Origin of the sequence: Sphaerimonospora cavernae (genome assembly GCF_042435035.1) — a bacterium.
Lineage (GTDB): Bacteria > Actinomycetota > Actinomycetes > Streptosporangiales > Streptosporangiaceae > Sphaerimonospora > Sphaerimonospora cavernae.
On sequence record NZ_JBHMQT010000059.1, the window covers coordinates 128,903 to 147,386 of the forward strand.

Consider the following 18,484-nt stretch of genomic DNA (forward strand, 5'->3'; position numbering starts at 1 on the left):
TACGAAAGGGCGTTCATCAGATGACGCGTAAGGCACCCCGTGACGACGTCGGCGACGAACGCCTGGAGATCCACCCGCCCAAGGACTGGGCGGGCGGGGTTCCCGCGGTCGGCCACGCGCTCGGTACGGCGTACCGCCAGATGGGCGCGGGCCGTACGGCGCTGACCCTGCTGCGGGTCAACCAGAAGCACGGGTTCGACTGCCCGGGCTGCGCGTGGCCGGAGGGGGACCACCGCAGCCCCGCCGAGTTCTGCGAGAACGGCGCGAAGGCGGTCGCCGAGGAGGCGACCGTGCGGCGGATCACCCCGGAGTTCTTCGCCGCGCACCCGGTGAGCGAGCTGGCCGGGCGCAGCGACTACTGGCTGGGACAGCAGGGCAGGCTGACCGAGCCGATGCACAAGCCGGCCGGCGCCGACCACTACGAGCCGGTGTCGTGGGAACGCGCCTTCGCGATCATCGCCCGTGAGCTGAAGGCGCTGGCGGGCGCCGACGAGGCCGTCTTCTACACCTCCGGCCGCACCTCCAACGAGGCAGCCTTCGCCTACCAGCTCTTCGTCCGCCGCTTCGGTACCAACAACCTGCCGGACTGCTCGAACATGTGTCACGAGTCGAGCGGCTCGGCGCTGACCGAGACGCTGGGCATCGGCAAGGGCACGGTCCTGCTCGACGACCTCTACCGGGCCGATCTCATCTTCGTCGTGGGCCAGAACCCCGGCACCAACCACCCGCGCATGCTCACCGCGCTGGAGAAGGCCAAGCGGAACGGCGCCCGCATCGTGGCGGTCAACCCGCTGCCCGAGGCGGGGCTGCTGCGATTCAAGAACCCGCAGCGGGCCTCTGGCGTAGCGGGCGGCGGCACCACGCTGTCCGACCGGTTCCTGCAGATCCGGCTCGGTGGCGACTGCGCGCTCTTCCAGGCGCTGTCGCTGCTGCTGCTCGAAGCCGAGGACGCCGCCCCCGGCACGGTGATCGACCGCGGGTTCATCGAGGAGCACACGCACGGGTTCGACGAGTGGGCGGCCCACGTGCGGGCCCTGGACTGGGCCGAGGTGCTGGAGGCCACCGGGCTGACCCGGGCGGAGATCGAGGAGACGGCCCGGGACGTGCTGGCCGCCCGCTCGGTCGTGGTGTGCTGGGCGATGGGGCTCACCCAGCACAAGAAGTCGGTCCCCACGATCAGAGAGATCGTCGACTTCCTGCTGCTGCGCGGCAACGTCGGCCGGCCGGGCGCCGGGGTCTGCCCGGTGCGGGGCCACTCCAACGTGCAGGGCGACCGGACGATGGGCATCTACGAGAAGCCGTCGGCGGCGTTTCTGGACGCGCTGCGCGACGAGTTCGGCTTCGAGCCGCCGCGCCGCCACGGCCTGGACACGGTGGAGGCGATCCGGGCCATGCGCGACGGCGCGGCCAAGGTGTTTTTCGCGATGGGCGGCAACTTCGTGGCCGCCACCCCCGACACCGCCGCCACCGAGGCGGCCATGCGGCGATGCCGGCTCACCGTCCAGGTGTCGACCAAGCTGAACCGGTCGCACGCGGTGTGCGGCGAGGAGGCGCTGATCCTGCCCACGCTGGGCCGTACGGAACGGGACGTGCAGCGCGGTGGCGATCAGTTCGTGACCGTCGAGGACTCGATGGGCATGGTGCACGCCTCCCGGGGCCGGCTGCGGCCCGCCTCCGATGCCCTGCTGTCCGAGGTCGCGATCGTGTCCCGGCTGGCCCGCGAGGTCTTCGGCGACGACGGCGTCCCGTGGGCGGACTTCGAGGCCGACTACGACACGATCCGGGACCGGATCGCCCGGGTGGTGCCCGGCTTCGCGGACTTCAACGCCAAGGCCCGCCGCCCCGGCGGCTTCACCCTGCCCAACGCGCCGCGCGACGAGCGCCGCTTCCCGACCGCGACCGGCAGGGCGAACTTCACGGTCAACCCGCTGGAGGTGCTGCGCGTCCCAGCCGGCCGGCTGCTGCTGCAGACCGTCCGCAGCCACGACCAGTACAACACGACGATCTACGGCCTGGACGACCGCTACCGCGGTGTCCGGAACGGCCGCCGGGTGGTGTTCGTCCACGCGGACGATCTCGCCGAGCGGGGACTCGCCGACGGCGACATGGTCGACCTGGTCAGCGAGTGGCCCGACGGGGAGCGGGTCGCCGAGGGGTTCCGCGCGGTCGCCTATCCGACGGCACGCGGCTGCTGCGCGGCCTACTTCCCCGAGACGAACGTGCTCGTGCCACTGGACTCGGTCGCCGAGACCTCCAACACCCCCACCTCGAAGAGCGTCATCGTGCAGTTGCGACCGGCGCGGACCTAGAGCACCTGGAGCGCCTAGAGCACCCGAAGTCGCCGGCGGGCAGCCCGCCCTGCTTCAACGGGTGGTTGTCTGGCTGATGGCTTGTTCAAGGAGTGCCCTGGACGTCTGGAGCTCTTCGATGGCGGCTGTGATGCGGTCGTGTTCGTGCCGGAGTCGGGCCAGGCTGTCATCGCAGAGGGGGACGAGCCGCGCGCCATCCTGACGCACGCAGGGCAGCACAAGGGCGATGGTGGCGGTGGAGAGACCGGCGGCGAGCAAGCTGCGGATGCGGTGGACGGTGTTCACGTCCGCGTCGCGGTAGACGCGGTAGCCGCCGGTGGTTCGTTCAGGGCTGATCAGCCCCTGCTCCTCGTAGTAGCGCAGCAGCCGTTCGCTTACCCCTGCCCGGCGTGACATTTCCCCAATGCGCACGATTCCTCCAGGAGGCTTGACTCTCACACTGGTGTCAGACTCTACCGTTCCGGTGTGAACAAGAGCCCAACCAGCCTCTTCGCTCTGCGTGTGAGCGTTTGCGTGGTAGGGCCTCGGACTACCTCACCACCCTCTCGCCTCCGTCCCGTCCTGCCCGAAGAAAGGAATCTCTGTGTTCGCAGTGCAGATCGACCGCCACGGTGGTCCTGAGCTCCTCACCGTGCGCGACGTGGCGCCTCCCACCCCAAAGCTTGGCGAGGTACTGGTACGGACAGTGGCCAGTACCCTCAACCCGGTGGACTGGAAGACCCGTGTGTGGGATGTCGGCCCCGCCTTTCCGATGACGCTCGGCTGGGACATTGCCGGCATCGTCATCGCCTCCAGGACACCGGACTTCGCCATTGGGGACCGGGTGGTCGCGATGTCCGCTCAGGTGGCGACCGGGCTCGGCACTTGGGCTGAGCTCGTCGCGCTGCCCGCCCGGTTGGTCAGCCATGCGCCCGTATCCGTCCCGCTGACCGAGGCCGCAGCGCTGCCGCTCGCCGGCGTCACCGCCTTCCAAGCGCTGGCTCGGCTGAACCTGGCCCAAGGAGAGCGCCTCCTGGTCACCGGTGCGGTTGGAGCCGTCGGACGCACCGCCGTGGCACTGGCCGCGCACGGCGGCGCGGTTGCGGACGGCCTCGTCTCCCGCGAGGAGCATCTGCAGCCTGCCCGCAGCCTCGGTCTCCAGCACGCGTCGGCGTCGATTGCGGACCTCAAGGGAGAGAGCTACGACGCCATCTTCGACACTGCAGGCGTCGACGTCTCCCATGCCCTTGCCTCCGGTGGCCGCTATGTCTCGGTGGCCGATGAACCGCTGCCCTCCATACCCGGCGCGCAGAAGAGCTACGTCCAGGAGAACCGGGAACACCTGGCTGAACTCGTCCGCCTGGTGGATGCCGACGTGCTGCGCCCGCACATTGCCCACTACTTCTCCGTGCACCAGGTGCGCGCCGCGCATGAACTGTTCGAGAAGGGCGGTCTGACGGGGAAGGTGGGGCTCTGCTTCTGAGTCGTCCGCCGGGTCCCTGGAGGGATCCGGGGCCCCAGGGCTGGCGAGCAAGCGGGGTCGGCATCCGCTGTGGTCACCTATGGTGCATGTTCTGGTGCTGTCGTACGGCACGCGCCGGATCCCGCGGGAGGGGCTCTCTCCAGTCGGCGGAATCGCTGTGCTGGCCGGTACCTTCCTCGTCTCCCTCGCCCTGGGTGCGCCGCTCCACTTCGCGGTCGAGATGCCCATGGTGAAGCGATTCAGCGTTCCCGGAGGCGGATCCCGTCTCACGTCTCGCCAGCTTCCGATCGGGTCTCGGCCTGATGCCATGGCTCGGTCCCCGGTGGCTCCCCAGATCGCCGGTGACCGGCTTCGAACGCGTCTTTCAGTAATGCTCGCTGCCCTGTATCGGTAGGCATATTGCAGCTGCATGTTTGACGATGTTGACAGGAGGTGATCAGGGACAGATATGGTGGCTGTGAGGTTCTTCCGGCAGATGGTCGGCTTTCTCGTCTTTCATGGGGAGTGGAGGGGGAGTCGCGGTAGTGCATCGTCCGGGGGTGACTTCGGAAGAAGTGCCGGTCGACCAGCCGGATCGACCGAAGATTTCTGTGCGGTCTCCCAGAAGCCTCTGGCTGGGCCGCGACGGCGAGGGGGCGGCGGTGAATGCGAATCACCGACCTGCGGAAGGCATTTCGCAGGCCATGAGTGCGAGCGTGACATATGAACGGATCGAATCCTGTGCCTGGACCAATGACCGACCAGTGTCCACGAGCGTCCCGACTGACGGCGCGCCGTTCGATCTCGGCGCAGTGCTGGCCCAAGGCCAGCTGCTCGCCGGCGCACCGGACAGTATGGGCCCATGCTTCGTCTCCGCCTATGAGCGCCTGACCGCTTCGCTGGCGGAGGAATCGCACCTCACTCCCCTGGGGACCGAGATGGCGCACCGCCGCCTCATCACTTCGATGGCCAACCAGCTGGCGGTGCGTCAGCTGGTTGAGAGCGGGGCGCTGGGATCGCAGTTCTACGGTGACAACGCGGTCTTCGTCACTGGGCTGCCTTTCTCCGGTGTGTCCCGGTTGCAACGGCTGTTGAACGAGCACCCCTTGTTCAACATACCGTCGATATGGGAGCAGATTAGGCCTGTTTCGAATGGTGTTGTAATAAACGTCAAGGAGGAGCTGGATCGGGTGGTTGACCTATTTCCTGGGCATTCGGGCCTCGGCTTCGGTGACCACCTTCTGCTGACCTACGCCTTCCATAGTCCGGGAGCGGCGCTGGAATACCGGGTCCCCGACTACAGCAAATGGCTGTGGTCACATGACTCCACCACTGCCTACGCTTTCCACCGTTTCGCCTTGGCGGTGATTCTCGAACGGATCGGTGGTGGAACCCCGGTCCTGGCCAGCCCGTTCCACGCCTGGCACTTGGACGGGCTGATCGCGGGCTATCCGACTGCCCGCGTCATCCGACTGCACGGTGACCCGATGCGTTCCTTGGCTGCGCTCTCGGCGCTGACTGTGGCACGCCGACGTGCTTGGTCGGAGGTGGTGCGGCCGCGCGACGTGATGTTCGAGTGGGCCAGCCAGTTGGGGGCTGTCCTCCTCGCTGAGGGGTGGCGTGCCGCATTCCCTGAAGGCGTGCAGGTCCTGGACCTCGACTACGCGGACTTGATGGAGACCCCGTTGCTGGTGGTCAGGCGAGTCTGCCGCTTCCTGGAGGTCCCGCTACCTGCCGGGATCGAGCGGCGGATACTGCAGGCCTGCGAGGATGCGGGGGCTGGCTCGCCACCGGCCTGGATCAGCGATTTCGGCGTCTCCATCGCTGATCTCCCGGAGGTTTTCCGCGAGGGTGTCGAGGTGGAGCGGCGTGGCCGGGCGCAGGTCCATGACTGAATCAGGATGTATCTTCGGTAAAGTTCTCGATTCAATGCTTGCGTCTGCACATAGACGTCGTACTGTTGTCATAGGGTTTACGGTCGCGCATAAAGGCGCGCGGCCGCCCGCTGGACTCGGAGGGCGAAAGCATGGAGGAGGTGTCCCGGCGGCAGGACGAAGATGTGCGCCTGTGGTTCCGGATTTCCCGGCTCTCCAATCACGTGTCGCAGATTCTGGAGCGTCGGCTCGTGCGTCAACTCGGTGTCAGTCTCACCGACTTCGTCGCCATCATGACTTTGGAGCAATCAGGGCTTGGCAGCATGCGGATGCAGGAGTTGTCCGAGGCGGTTGGGGTGGGCCAGTCGACGCTGAGCCGGGTCGCTCTGCGGCTCGAACACAGTGGACTCGTGACCCGCCGCACCAGCGAACATGATCGGCGCGGCACCCAGATCGAGCTCACCGACCAGGGCCGGGCAGTGGTCGCCGAAGGCAGCGCGGTCCTGGCGGACAGTCTTAACACCGCCTTCGAGCTTGCCGCACATCTGCCGGGTGTGGCGCCGCTGCTCGCGCTCATCCGGCCCACCGACGGCCTGCCGACCGAGAGTAATCCGTCGGCTTGACGAGCACAGGGTGCCGAAACCACCCCGCATGAATCGAAAGGAGCGGTGCCAGGCGCAGGCTGTTGGATTCGGAGGATGACGGTCTCGAAGCCACCCGGCCGCGAGAACGCTGGCAACGAGCTGTGGCGGGAACTGTACGGCCTAACGGCCTAAGTGACCCTCATCGTCGACCGTCGGCTGCTGCGCTCGTACGGCCTGACTCTCGCCGACTACAGCACCCTCCGTATGCTGTGGCAGGCCGATCCTGGGAAGGTGCACGTCCAGGACGCCATGGACCGGCAGTTGCCGGGAAGCGAGTTGCTGCAGCGCCTTCATCGTGCCGATGACCTGCCCCACCTCCCCGGCACCGCCGTCGAAGGCGCGGTGGAAGACGGGGACGGCACCATCGCCGGTCACCGCGATGCCGGCCTGGATCTGCTTCAGGTCCGGGCGGCGGTCCTTGGGATGGCCGAACTTCGGCGCCGGGAACCCTTCTTCAGCCTGCTCGTAATCCCCCTGCAGGGAGATGGAGTGAGGTCGGCCCGGAGCGCAGCCCCGAGCATCTTCTCCACGCTCGGAGCACCCCACTGCGCTCGCTGTCTCACGACCCCAGGAACTATCGGTTCCGGGCGGCTGCGATCAACCAGCCGCGCCGGGGATGCCCCAATCACCCCGATGTGCGGAAAACGGGCCTAGCCGGACGGACGCTCCGTTACGCCGGCACAGCCGGGCAGGCCGCCGCTGAGGATCAGGGCGGCCGCCGGACGATCTTCCTCATCGTAGTCGTCTGCCAGCATTATCCGGGCAGATCAGAACGCAGAATCCGGTGTCAGCCATCCGCCGACACCTCAAGTACGGCGCAGGTCCAACTGAAGCCCGCGCCAACACCGACCAGCAGCACGCGCTCGCCCCTCGCCAGACGCCCGGTTTCCAACAACCGGGACAGCCCCGCGAACTGGTCACCGGCACCGAGGTGCCCGGTGTCGAGCCCGTACTCCAGGAGGGTCTTGCCGGGATCGAGACCGAGCGGGCCCAGGCACTGCTTGTCTACCAGGTCCGCGCCGAAGAACGGGACGACGACCGCTGTCATGTGTTCCATGGTGTTCGCGGCGTTCGCCAGGCAGCGTCGCACAGCAGTGAGCATCCCGGCTGCGTTGAGTGCGATGACCTCGGCAAGGGGCATGCCGGCCATGAAGGCCTTCTTCCGGGCCTGCAGATCGATCGGCTCGTCAGGAGCCGGCGGCGCGTGCAGGTCTTCGCCGCGGTGAAGTCCCTCCAACCTCGGTTCCGAGTGGGTGGCAGTCGCCACCAGGCGCAGCAGGCCCCTGTCACGGCACAGGATCATCGCCGTGCCAGCATCGCCGAATACCAGGCCTTGGTCTGCGGACCATCGGGGGAAGCGCGGCTCGGCGAACCGGTCGCCGGTGGTCAGGAGTGCAGCGGAGAGTTCGGGCATGGCGGTGAGCTGCGCAGCGGCGACCTCGACCGAACACATGCCGCCGTTGGACATCTGCCGGATCTCGAAGGCCAGCGCGTCGCCATGCCCCAGAACCCCCTGCTGAATGTAGGCGGCGGCGTTCCAGAAGTGCACGCCCTGGTCAAAGCAGTTCGCGTGGATGAGCAACCCGATCTCGCGTGCGGGCCGGTTCGCACGTTTCAGCGCGAGGCGGCCCGCACGGACCGCCAAGTCAGGGGCGTTCATGGTGCTGACCGCAGCGGCCCGCTGCCTGCTGCGGACCGCTTCCTCGGGGCGATAGCTCCCTTCGCTCACCGCCCGGCCGGCTGTCACGGGGTCGCCGAGCACCGCGCAGACCGACTCAACATAGATATCCGTCCAACGCATGGGGAACGCTCCCTGAGTGCGGGTCAGCCTGCGGACAGGACATCCAACGTCCCTGCCCGGTCACCTGACCAGTCCGGCGTTTCTTCGATCTCGATCACAGCGGTCGTCCAGCTGAAACCGATGCCGACGCCGACCAGCAGCACCTGATCACGCGGCTGCAGCTGGCCTGATTCGAGGAGGTATGTCAGTCCGGCGAACTGGTCGCCGGCGCCGATGTGACTGGTGTGGCGGCCCCACTCCCAGACGGTCTTGTCGATGTTGATACCGAACGGTGTAAGGAACTCCCAGCCAAGCAGCTCGCGACCGACGTTCGGCACGACCACCCGGGAGACCCGAGAGATTGTGCTGCCGGCGGCGGAGAAGGTGCGCTCAACGTTGGCCAGCAGGCCCTCGGTGAGCCGGTCGACGACGAACTGGTGGCCGACCCGCTTCATATAGCGGCGTTTACGCTCGCGCAGGTCGAGGGGTCCGCCATTGGCATGCGGCGCCAGGGAGAACTCGCTCTCCGTGTTCCGGTAGGCCTCCTCCAACTCCGGGTCGGCAGATGAGTGGCTCGCAAGCAGGTGTCCGAAGCCCCGGCCACGGGACAGCACCAGGCCGGTGGCCCCGTCCGCGAACACCTGGCCACTGTCGCTGAACCAGCGATCGAAGCCAGGAAGCGCGTAGCGGTCACCGGTGGTGATGAGGGCTGTAGTGGCGTCCGGACGGGCGGCGAGCCAGGACGCCGCGAGTTCCAGCCCAGCCATCCCTCCATTGGAAGCGTGATCGATGCTGATGGCCGGAGCGGTGCCGCCGACTGTGTACCGCTGGACGTAGGACGCCGGCGTCCAGAAGTCCTCGCCCTGGTGGTACATGCTGCTGTGCAGCACCAGGGCGACGTCCTCCGCATTGACCCCGCTGCGTTCCAGCGCCTGTCGACCGGCTGCGACGGCCATGTCGACGGCACCCGGGCCGTCCGACTCCAACGCAGATATCAGCTGGTTCTTTTCGTGCTCGTCCGCAGGGTAGCGGCCGTCTGCGACTGCCTGCTTGGCGCTCGCCGCAGGGGGAAGGTAGGTCCCCATGCCTGCGATGCGGATGTCGTTCCAGCGCATGTCCAGGTCTTCCTTCGGTCGATGGCCCGGGCGCCGGGCCGATGCTGTCAGGGGTCAGCGCTGATCCCAGCTGTGGCTGGGGCCGTAGCGGCGAGCGTCAGTGTGCTGTTCGTACGGCATGCCGTCAGGCATGTTCAGCACCTCCAGCTGGAGCCCCCAAGGGGCACGGAAGTACAGCCAGCGGTCACCGTGGATCGGTCCGCCATCCGTGATCAACTGGGGCTCGCCGAGGACTTCGACGCCGGGCAGTGAGCGCAGGTAGGCCACGGCGATGTCGACGTCGTCGACGTAGAACGCAAGGTGGTGCCCGCCCACGTCGCTGTTGCGCGGCAGCTCGGTGCGTTGTTCCGTCACCGAATACTGGAAGAGCTCGACATTGGTCACAGGACCGAGGCGCACCATGGCGGCGTCAACCGCGATGTCTTGAGGCACCGACAGCTGGCGCTCGCAGTACTCGGCGTCGGCGGCGAGCTGTACCCGGTAGAGCAGCCTGCCGCCGAGATGGCCGGTGAAGAAGTCGAGCGCCTGGTCCAGATCGGGGACCGTGAAGCAGACGTGGTCCACTCCGAGGGCGGTTGGGATGCCACGTTCGGGTGCGGTGGAGGGCCGGTACAACCGGGCTTCGGTCTGTGACTCGTACGGCAGTTCGGTGGCCACCTGCTGAAGCTCCATCTGGAGACCCCATGGAGCCCGGAAGTAGATCCACCGGTTACCGGCGATCGGTCCGTCCGTGATGGTTTGCACTTCGCCCTGGACCACCACACCGGGCTGCTTGCGCAGGTACTCGACGGCCTCGTCGATGTCCTCGACGCCGATCGCCAGGTGGTGTCCGCCTGCGTCGTGGTTTCCGGGAGGATCGAGGCGCTGATCGGGAGCGGCGTACTCGAAGAGTTCGATGTTGGTATCGGACAGTCGAAGCATGACGATCTCGGCGCTTGCGCGGGGATCAACACCCAACTGCCGTGCCATCCAGTCGCCGTCGTCACGTACTGGGCCGAGCCGGTAGAGCCATTCCGCACCCAGGACCTCTTCGAAGAAACGCACCGCTTGGTCGAGATCCGGCACGGTGAACGCGTAATGGTCGACGTTACGCGCTCCCGGGATCCCGGCTGTGCGGGGTGCGATCGAGGAGGTCCGCCCGGTGTCGGGTGCGTCGGAAGTAGCGGAGGTCATGGTTCCTCCCGGGTTAGGGGTGTCATGCGGTCAGATCTGGCCTGCGAAGGCAGCGTTGGCTTCCGCTGCCATGAGGGCGAGCCCACCGTCGATGACGACGGAGGCGCCCGTGATGTACTGCGCCTGTGGCGAGGCGAGATGAGCGATCAGGGCGGCGACCTCTTGCGGACGGCCCGGCCGCCCGGTGGGGATGGCCGGGCGAGAAATGGCTGTGGCGTCCACTCCGTCCGGCACGCCGTTCATCGGAGTGGCGGTCTCGCCCGGAGCCACCGAGTTGACGGTGATGCCGTGTGAGGCAAGCTCCATGGCCATGACCTTGGTGAGCATGCCGAGGCCGCTCTTCGCGACACAGTAGGCGCTACCTCCCGTGATCGGTATGTGCTCGTGCACACTGGTCACGTTGATGATGCGACCGCCCCGGCCCTGGGCGATCATCAGCCGGGCGGCGGCTTGAGCCAGCAGGAACGGGCTGGTCAGGTTGATCGCCAGGACGTGCTCCCAGTGTGCGTGGTTCTCGTCGACTGCGGCGGAGCGACGGTTAATGCCGGCGTTGTTCACGAGCACGTCGATTCCGCCCGCGGCAGCTGCGGCACGCAGCAGCGAGGCCGCGGCGGCAGTCGGATCCGCCAAGTCGAGGGCGAGGACATCGGCAGCGGTGGCGTGATTCGCGGAGAGCTCGGCGGCGAGTTCCTTGGCGGCCGCCTCGTTGCGGCCGTATCCCAGGATCAGGCGGTGCCCGAGGGCGGCCAGAGCCCGTGCCGTGTCCGCGCCTATTCCGGAGCTGGCGCCGGTGATGAGGCTGATGGGTGGGGTCACGAGGAGTCCTCAGATCGGTTCGTCTGGGTGCCGGTCAGGCGCTTCGGAGGTCGAGTGCGACTTTGGGTGCTGTCCTGTCGCTGGCCAGCAGGAGGTCAAATGCCGCGGACACGTCCTCCATTGGGAAGGAACGAGCCACCATGCCGTCGGCGGTGAGCACCCCGTGCCGGAAGAGGTCGAGGACGCGGTCGTAGAGGTCGAGTCCGTGGCGGATGCCGTGGACGGTGATGCCACGCAGCACCAAGTCGCTCAGCGGGACTCCGTCCGCGTCCCGCGTCGGCACGCCGATCGCGGCTATCGAACCGCCCACGCCGACGACGCGCAACGCCTCGTGGAACGCCTCGATGGCGCCGGATGCCTCGACGACGAAGTCGTAGTGGTCAGCCTTCGCCTGGCCCGGGCGGAAGACCCGGTCGGCTCCGAATCGGCGCGCGGCCTCCAGCCCGGAGTCGTCCACGCCGATCACGTCCACCGTTCCGGCGAGCGCGGCCGCGAGCTGGACGGCAAGCAGTCCGATCGTACCGGTGCCTAGTACCAGGACGCGGTCGCCGGGTAGACAACGGGCCCGTTCGAAGGCGGCAAGCACTGTCACGGCCGGCTCAGTCAGCAATGCCGCCATGTCCGGGACGCCGTCGGGGACGATGGTCAGGGACCGGGCCGACATGCGGATGTACTCCGCAGCCGCGCCTTGCTGCCCGTAGAGTCCGACCTCGCGCAGGCGACCGCACTCGTTGCGGCGTCCTCGCCGGCAGGCGCGGCAGCTGCCGCATGGGATCATGGTTTGACCTACCACGCGGTCACCGACCGCGAGGCGGGGGCTCTGCGGGGTGCGGTCGGTGCCCTCGAAGAGCGCTGTAACGACGCCAGTCCACTCATGGCCGAAAACGTGCGGATACAGCGCGCGACCGTCCCGCACGTAGCTGGCGGTGCCGTGCAGCAGCTCGACGTCGGTACCGCAGAGCCCGACGAGCACGGGGGCGACCAGCACCTCCTCCGCTGCAGGTTCCGGTATCGGCAGCACCAGCACGCCGGTGCGGTGCGGGGACAGGATCGCCGCCGCCCGCATGGTGCCGGACGGCCAGGTCTGCTCGGCCGTCGCCGGCGCGGCGGCAGACGGGGCGCGGGTGGTGTAGTCGCCCATTCACCCCGCCTTTCTGTCAGCCGACCCGGGAACCCGGATGCTGCGCTCGCCGGGAGAAAGCTCGGGGATCCGGGGGGGAAGCACAGAGCGTGCCCTGGCCGACAGTGTCCGCAGGATCAGGAGCTCCAGGCCAGGGGGCCCGGCGGTGATGGTGGCAGTGGTACCGGCCGGCAGGAGCGCAGCCTGGCCGGGAGTCAGGGGGAGGCTGCCGTCTTCGGTGCGCAGCATGCCCTTGCCGGAGACGGCGTAGAGGATCTGCTCGATCCCGGGTGACGCGTGAAGGCTGTCGGCACCGGGCGGCAGGACCAGTTGCTCGAAGGACTCGCATTCGCTGTACAACATGCCTCGTCGGGCGAGACAGCGCCACGAGACCGGTTGGGCGTCCGCAGGCAGGGCATGGGTGGGCGTTCCCGGAGGGCTGACGATCAACGGTCCCCCATCCGGGCCGCCGGGACGGCGAGTTCGGCATGGAACAGCCGCATGCCCTCCGCGTCGGCGCCCAGTCGGGTGGAGGTTCCGTGTGGCAGGGTGAGGGCGACGCCGGGCCGCAGCGGGACATGTCCGGTCTGGACGACGGCCCAACCCGTACCGGACAGGACGAAGACGGTGTGCTCTGAGGTGGCTGCGTCCAGTTCCCAGGTGGAGTCTCCCCGCAGATCGACAGTTTCGAGGATCTCCAGCGGACCGGTCAGAAACGCCGTCGCATCGACGCGTCCCTGGTTCAGGTCGTAGACCTTGGCGTTCACATGGTCCTCCGTGGGTCGTGGTACCGCAGGCGGGGTGCTGCCAGTGTCACCGCGCAGGGCAGCGGAAGTGTGCGGGGAGCGGACCTCGATGACGAGCCAGTCCAGGTTGGTCGAGCCGGTGTTGACCAGTCCGTGCACGGTGTCCAGACCGGTCAGGATGAGTGAACCGGCGTGGACCGGTACGGGACTGCCATCCAGCGCCATGAGGCCTTCTCCGCGGATGACGAAGTAAGATTCCTCCGTACGGGTGTGCCGGTGCTCCCCACTGACCCCGCCCGGTGGGACACTCGCCCATTCGACGGCCTCGCACTCGGCAGCCAGGTCGCGTGCGCCGGCCAGACACTTCCACCAGGTAAGGCCGACCGCGCCGTGCACTCCGTGGATATCGGCGGGAGCCGTGGTGTCGGAGACGAGGACGGCGGGCTGACGGCCGGTCACCGCTTGCCGCCCACCAGCGCCAGTTCGGCCAACTCCTTGACCGAAGCTTCCAGTTCCTCTTCTTCGACGTCGTTGACGAAGATCGCGTCGCCGATTCCGACGGGCAGCGGCAGCCGCTGCTGTCCGTCACGGTGCCGCACCGCGTCACGTAGGGCCTCGCCCAATACCGGAGTAGCGAGTAGCGGGTCCCAGCAGGGCAAGCCGAGGGCGCTCATCAGGGCAAGGATGCGGTCACGATCGGCCCTGGTGACCAGTCCGCGCCGGGCAGCCAGGACGGTGGTGAGAGCCATGTCCACGCACACAGCCTCGCCGTGCAGGAGGGACGGCAGGGCCCGCATCTCGACCGTGGGACTGAAGGTGTGGCCGTAGTCGACGACCCGTTCGAGCTTGGCCTCCCAGAGGTTGGGCTGGAGCTCCTCCAGCATCCCGTGGATGGCCCGGCGGAGAACCTCGGTGGCCGCCAGTTCACCGGTGGAGGACAACCCCTGGCACTTCTCCTCCAGAAGCAGGTCACCGTGCCGCTCGAGCAGTGTGAAGAGTGCGGCGTCCTTGATCAGCGCGATCTTGAGGATCTCGGCCAGGCCGTTGCTGATGTGGCGGTGCTCCAACGTGCTGAGGAAGGACCGGTCCAGCAGGGTGAGTTCGGCTGGGAAGTAGGTGCCCAATCGGTTCTTGTGGCCGTTGAAGTTGATCCCGGTCTTCACACCGACACCGGCGTCGACCAAGCCGATGAGGGTGGTGGGCACCCGGATGAATGGTGTGCCACGGCGGTAAAGGCTGGTCACCAGGCCGACGATGTCCATCAGGACACCGCCGCCGATGACGATCACCGGCTCGTTGCGTCGATCGATACCGAACTCATCGATTTCTCGAACGATATGCGCGGCGGTCTGGAACTCCTTCACTGTTTCCTCGGCAGGCACTGAGTGAAGGTGGTAGTCGACCTCGTGATGGTCGAAATAGGCGCGGATACGGTTACCGTGCAGAGCATTGACCTTTGCGTCCACGACCAGGAAGCGGCGTAACGGGCCAGTGGTGCGCTCGCCGGCTTCCAGTAGGTCGCGCCGTTTGGGGTTGAAGAGATCGTCGGTGATCCTGATCTCGTAGCTGACTGGCTTCGTCGCTCTGATCACCCAAGACTCGACCTGCTGGCTGTAGGTGAACAGGCCGTTGCCGACGGGGCCACCGCTGGCGGTGCGGGTGGAGTCGGTGGGGAGATGACGGAGTGGCGTGGTCATGAACGCACCTCTTCTTATGAGGGGCCGGTGGACGTGCGGCACGAGGGCGGCACGCGAATCCACAATCCAACCAAGTTCAATCATCTGTCAAGTACTTTTATTTGCATGATTAAGCATGTATCTTGGTTGTCTGTACTACTCCCACACCCACGTCACATCGAAGGACAGAACATGCCGGTCCCTCTCATAGCACTCATGCTGTGCGTCTTCGGAGTTGGAACCTCCGAGTTCGTGATCGCTGGAATCCTGCCCGGTCTGGCCGGTGATCTGGGTGTGGACATCCCCACCGCAGGTCTGCTCGTCACTGCCTATGCCCTCGGCGTCGTCATCGGCGGCCCGGTCGTCACGATCGCCACTGGCCGCATCTCCCGCAAGACGCTGCTGCTCGCCCTGATGGCCGTCTTTATCGCGGGCAACATCCTCGCCGCCCTCTCGCCGAACTTTGGCATCCTGATGATCACGCGGGTCTTGGCGGCGCTCACTCACAGCACCTTCGTCGCCGTGGGCATTGTGCTCGCGGTCGGCATGGCTGCCCCCGGCAAGGAGGCGTCAGCCGTGGCGAAGGTCTCCCTCGGTCTCAACCTGGCCACCGTGCTGGGTGTCCCGCTCGGTACCCTGATCGGCGAACGCTACGACTGGCGCGCCACCTTCTGGGCAGTCGCCGCAATCACACTGCTCGCCACGATCCTTGTCGCCGCTGTCGTCTCCGGCGCCGACGCCCCCGGCGGCACCGCTGGCTCGGAGCTCAAGGTGCTGGGCAACCGCCAAGTTCAACTCGCCATCGCCATGACCGTGCTGGGCAGCGCGGGCTTCGGTACTGTCTTCACCTATATCTCGCCGCTGCTCACCGACGTCACAGGCTTCTCCGTTGATGCCGTCGCTGTGCTGCTGGTCCTTTTCGGGGTCGGCTCCGCGCTCGGCAGCCTCCTGGGTGGAAAGCTCGCGGATCGGGCCCTGATGCCCGCCATCACCGGGCTCCTGCTTGCCTTGACGCTGGTCTTGGTCCTGATCGGGATCGCTGCCCCGTTCCAGGTGGTCACCGCAGTACTGGTCTTCGTCTTCGGCGTGATGTCCTTCGCCATCATCCCCGGCCTTCAGACCCGTATCTTCAACGCAGCCGTCGGGGCGCCCACGCTCGCGCTCGCCGTCAACATCTCGGCTTTCCAACTCGCCAACGCGGCCGGTTCCTGGCTGGGCGGCCGGGTGGTCGACTCCTCGTTCGGTCTGCGCTGGACGGCTGCGGCCGGAGCCCTTGTCACCGTGCTCGGCCTTGCTCTTGGCGTCATCGAACTCCTCCGCGACCGGCGCAGGTCAAGTGATTCCGAGCAGCCCTCCGGCGCCGCCGTCCTCAACGCGGACGCAGCCGTCTCCCAGTGAGCCAGGGGCCGCCTGAGACAGGCCAGGCCGCAGGCCGCCGCAGGTCGCCCCTTAAACCCTCCCGTCAAGAGGCCACCCCAGATGACGTCGACAACAGGTGAAATCGGGCGGACGTCCCGACTGGACTCCATCGTCGGCCTGCGGTTTCTCGCGGCCTTCGCCGTCTTCCTCTTCCACCTCTCTATCCTGAGACTCTTCGCGGACACCACACTGACCGACGGCTTCTTCCACACCTTCAGCAAGGCCGGATGGGTCGGCGTCTCCTTCTTCTTCACCTTGAGCGGGTTCATCCTGACCTGGTCCGCCCGCACCGAGGACACCGCGCTGAGGTTCTGGCGCCGCCGCTTCGTCAAGGTCTACCCCAATCATTTGGTGACCTACGTGCTGGCTCTGCTGCTCATCGCCGGCTCGACTGGCGCGGGCGCCTCGGTCGTCAATCTCTTCCTGCTTCAGTCCTGGATCCCCGACGAGAGCGTCTATTTCAGCGTCAACAATCCGAGCTGGTCGCTTGCCTGTGAGATCTTCTTCTATATCCTCTTTCCGTTCCTTCACCGGGGACTGCGCCGGATCCGTCCGGAGCGCCTGTGGTGGTGGGCCGGGAGCGTCACCACGATCATCCTGGCGCTCCCCGCCGTGGCCCTCGCGCTACTGCCGTCCACCCCGGTCATGATGGTTCCCGACAAACCCGCCCCGGCCTACGCCTTCTGGTTCCTCTACATCCTGCCGTGCACCCGAGTGCTCGACTTCTTTCTCGGCATGCTCCTCGCGCGGATCCTCCTGACCGGCCTGTGGATCGGCATCGGCCTGGCACCACTGCTGGCCCTGCTCGTCGGTTGCTACGCGATCTCGCTGTGGCTGCCCGCCGTGTACGCGCTGGTCGCCGCGACCGTTGTCCCACTGGGTCTCGTCATCGTCGCCACAGCCGCGCTCGACGTCCGGGGCCGCCGGACCTTCCTGCACCACCGGTCAATGCGGTGGCTGGGCGAGGTGTCCTTCGCCTTCTACCTCGTCCAGTGGCCTGTCTTAATCTATGGCCATCGGTTACTTGGAGAGCAGCGCACTCACTCCACGCCTGCCGCGCTGGGCATCATGATCGCTATGTTCGTCATCAGCATGGTGCTTGCCTGGTCGCTGTACACGTTCGTCGAACGCCCGCTAGTGAAACGCTGGTCGGTGTCCCGACGGCGCCGTGGAAAGAAGTCGACTGAGCCCGCAGCTGACGGCACCGTTCAGCAAGCCTCACCGGTACACGCTGCCGGGAGCCGACAGCAGCGATCTGCCCCATCTCCTGCTCCCACCGTGACCGAGCCGGAGAGACAGCATGCCCGACATTCGCCAGCCCGCCCCGCGCCTGGGGGTGCAGACCGCCAACTCGGGTAGTAAGGCGCTGGAGTTGGGAATTACCGCCATGGCCGTACACGCTGAACAAGCCGGCGCGGACGGCATTTGGGTGAGCGACCACCTGCTCACGGTCGCCTCCGGCCGCGGACACGCCGCTGCCGCTGCCGCAGGTGGCACCTACGTTGTCAGCAGCGTCACTCGATGAAACTCTCCGGGTACCCGTCAGCCGCCGAGGCGGTGGCTGATCTCGTGGGCGCCGGCGACGAGAACGGGGACCAACTCGTGCATGCGCTCCTCGCTGAAGCGGTAGGCCGGACCGGAGGCGCTCACCGCGGCGACGACCTCCCCCTGGAAGGATCGGATGGGGGCGGCCATCGCGTTCAGGCCGATCTCGAGTTCCTCCATCGCGATGGCGTACCCGCGCTCCCGCACCGCGGTCAGTTCGCGCTCCAGGGCCTCGCCGGAGGTGACGGTGTTCGGAGTGAAGGACTCCAGGCCGGCCGTTCCCAGCAGTTCGGCCCGCCGCGCCGCGTCGAGGTGGGCCAGCAGCACCTTCCCGCTCGACGTCGCGTGCACCGGGGTGAGCCGGCCCACCCAGTTGTGCGCGGCCACGGCGGAGGTGCCGCGCACCTGATCCAGGTTGACGGCGTAGTGCGAACGCAGGACGGCGATGTTGACCGTCTCCTCGATCTCCTCGGCGAGCCGTCGGCAGATCGGCATGCTCTGCTGGGTGACGTCCATCCGGCCGGCGACGCTGCCGGCGAGGCGTACGACGGCGAAGCCGAGGCGGTACTTGCCGCGTTCCTCCGTCTGCTCGACCAGGCCGCGCGCCTCCAGCGCGCCCAGCAGCCGGAACGCCGTCGACTTGTGGACGTCGATCTCTGTGGCGAGCTCGGTGACACCCGCCTCCCCACGCCGGCTGAGGATCTCCATGATGCTGATGGCGCGGTCGACCGACTGCACGCCACCCCCGTTGACGTCGCTTCTGCCTGACGCGGCCTCGTTGCTCACCGTAAGACAGTAGGACGGTGGCGCAAGGCCGGTCCACTTG

General features: G+C 67.2%; 17 protein-coding genes. 6 read left to right on the forward strand and 11 right to left on the reverse strand.

The window, feature by feature from the left end; genetic code table 11:
• Positions 1-20 precede the first annotated feature (20 nt).
• Positions 21-2,309, forward strand: coding sequence for an FdhF/YdeP family oxidoreductase (locus tag ACFHYQ_RS26760; RefSeq protein ID WP_394303907.1), 2,289 nt, complete (start codon positions 21-23; stop codon positions 2,307-2,309).
• A gap of 54 nt (positions 2,310-2,363) precedes the next feature.
• Here ACFHYQ_RS26760 and ACFHYQ_RS26765 read toward each other — a convergent pair whose 3' ends face one another.
• Positions 2,364-2,720, reverse strand: coding sequence for a MerR family transcriptional regulator (locus tag ACFHYQ_RS26765; protein ID WP_394303908.1), 357 nt, complete (start codon positions 2,718-2,720; stop codon positions 2,364-2,366).
• 172 nt (positions 2,721-2,892) lie between these two features.
• Here ACFHYQ_RS26765 and ACFHYQ_RS26770 point away from each other — a divergent pair, with 172 nt between their 5' ends.
• From ACFHYQ_RS26770 to ACFHYQ_RS26780, 3 genes are all read left to right on the forward strand, one after another.
• Positions 2,893-3,771 (forward strand): NADP-dependent oxidoreductase, encoded by an 879-nt coding sequence (locus ACFHYQ_RS26770; protein WP_394303909.1) that lies wholly within the window; start codon positions 2,893-2,895, stop codon positions 3,769-3,771.
• A gap of 539 nt (positions 3,772-4,310) precedes the next feature.
• Complete coding sequence (locus tag ACFHYQ_RS26775; protein ID WP_394303910.1) at positions 4,311-5,645, forward strand: sulfotransferase family protein; 1,335 nt, start codon at positions 4,311-4,313, stop codon at positions 5,643-5,645.
• Between the two features lie 131 nt (positions 5,646-5,776).
• Positions 5,777-6,247, forward strand: coding sequence for a MarR family winged helix-turn-helix transcriptional regulator (locus tag ACFHYQ_RS26780; protein WP_394303911.1), 471 nt, complete (start codon positions 5,777-5,779; stop codon positions 6,245-6,247).
• A 141-nt stretch (positions 6,248-6,388) separates the two neighbouring features.
• Here ACFHYQ_RS26780 and ACFHYQ_RS26785 read toward each other — a convergent pair whose 3' ends face one another.
• From ACFHYQ_RS26785 to ACFHYQ_RS26825, 9 genes are all read right to left on the reverse strand, one after another.
• Positions 6,389-6,814 carry a hypothetical protein gene (locus ACFHYQ_RS26785; protein ID WP_394303912.1) on the reverse strand — a complete coding sequence of 142 codons (426 nt, stop codon included), beginning with the start codon at positions 6,812-6,814 and terminating at the stop codon, positions 6,389-6,391.
• Positions 6,815-7,055: 241 nt separating this feature from the next.
• Positions 7,056-8,030, reverse strand: coding sequence for a ketoacyl-ACP synthase III family protein (locus ACFHYQ_RS26790; protein ID WP_394303913.1), 975 nt, complete (start codon positions 8,028-8,030; stop codon positions 7,056-7,058).
• 62 nt (positions 8,031-8,092) lie between these two features.
• Positions 8,093-9,163, reverse strand: coding sequence for a ketoacyl-ACP synthase III family protein (locus tag ACFHYQ_RS26795; protein WP_394303914.1), 1,071 nt, complete (start codon positions 9,161-9,163; stop codon positions 8,093-8,095).
• A 54-nt stretch (positions 9,164-9,217) separates the two neighbouring features.
• Complete coding sequence (locus ACFHYQ_RS26800) at positions 9,218-10,336, reverse strand: VOC family protein (protein ID WP_394303915.1); 1,119 nt, start codon at positions 10,334-10,336, stop codon at positions 9,218-9,220.
• A 30-nt stretch (positions 10,337-10,366) separates the two neighbouring features.
• Positions 10,367-11,152 (reverse strand): SDR family oxidoreductase, encoded by a 786-nt coding sequence (locus ACFHYQ_RS26805; protein WP_394303916.1) that lies wholly within the window; start codon positions 11,150-11,152, stop codon positions 10,367-10,369.
• 34 nt (positions 11,153-11,186) lie between these two features.
• Positions 11,187-12,293 (reverse strand): zinc-dependent alcohol dehydrogenase, encoded by a 1,107-nt coding sequence (locus ACFHYQ_RS26810; RefSeq protein ID WP_394303917.1) that lies wholly within the window; start codon positions 12,291-12,293, stop codon positions 11,187-11,189.
• Entirely contained in the window at positions 12,294-12,635 is a 342-nt protein-coding gene (locus tag ACFHYQ_RS26815; RefSeq protein ID WP_394303918.1) for a cupin domain-containing protein, read from the reverse strand. It abuts the gene before it with no gap.
• 83 nt (positions 12,636-12,718) lie between these two features.
• The gene (locus ACFHYQ_RS26820; RefSeq protein WP_394303919.1) at positions 12,719-13,477 is read right to left on the reverse strand and encodes a cupin domain-containing protein; all 759 of its coding nucleotides are present in this window, start codon (positions 13,475-13,477) and stop codon (positions 12,719-12,721) included.
• On the reverse strand, positions 13,474-14,715 hold the full coding sequence (locus tag ACFHYQ_RS26825; protein ID WP_394303920.1) for a sedoheptulose 7-phosphate cyclase: 1,242 nt from the start codon (positions 14,713-14,715) through the stop codon (positions 13,474-13,476). The genes ACFHYQ_RS26820 and ACFHYQ_RS26825 overlap by 4 nt, the downstream gene beginning before the upstream one ends.
• Before the next feature lie 195 nt (positions 14,716-14,910).
• Between ACFHYQ_RS26825 and ACFHYQ_RS26830 the strand changes: the two genes are divergently transcribed.
• Together ACFHYQ_RS26830 and ACFHYQ_RS26835 are read left to right on the forward strand one after the other, a co-directional pair.
• The gene (locus ACFHYQ_RS26830; protein WP_394303993.1) at positions 14,911-16,092 is read left to right on the forward strand and encodes an MFS transporter; all 1,182 of its coding nucleotides are present in this window, start codon (positions 14,911-14,913) and stop codon (positions 16,090-16,092) included.
• An 81-nt stretch (positions 16,093-16,173) separates the two neighbouring features.
• A complete protein-coding gene (locus ACFHYQ_RS26835; protein WP_394303921.1) occupies positions 16,174-17,472 on the forward strand; it encodes an acyltransferase family protein in 1,299 nt (432 codons plus the stop codon).
• A 183-nt stretch (positions 17,473-17,655) separates the two neighbouring features.
• Here the strand turns inward: ACFHYQ_RS26835 and ACFHYQ_RS26840 are convergent, their stop codons facing one another.
• Positions 17,656-18,444 (reverse strand): IclR family transcriptional regulator, encoded by a 789-nt coding sequence (locus ACFHYQ_RS26840; protein WP_394303922.1) that lies wholly within the window; start codon positions 18,442-18,444, stop codon positions 17,656-17,658.
• Positions 18,445-18,484 lie beyond the last annotated feature (40 nt).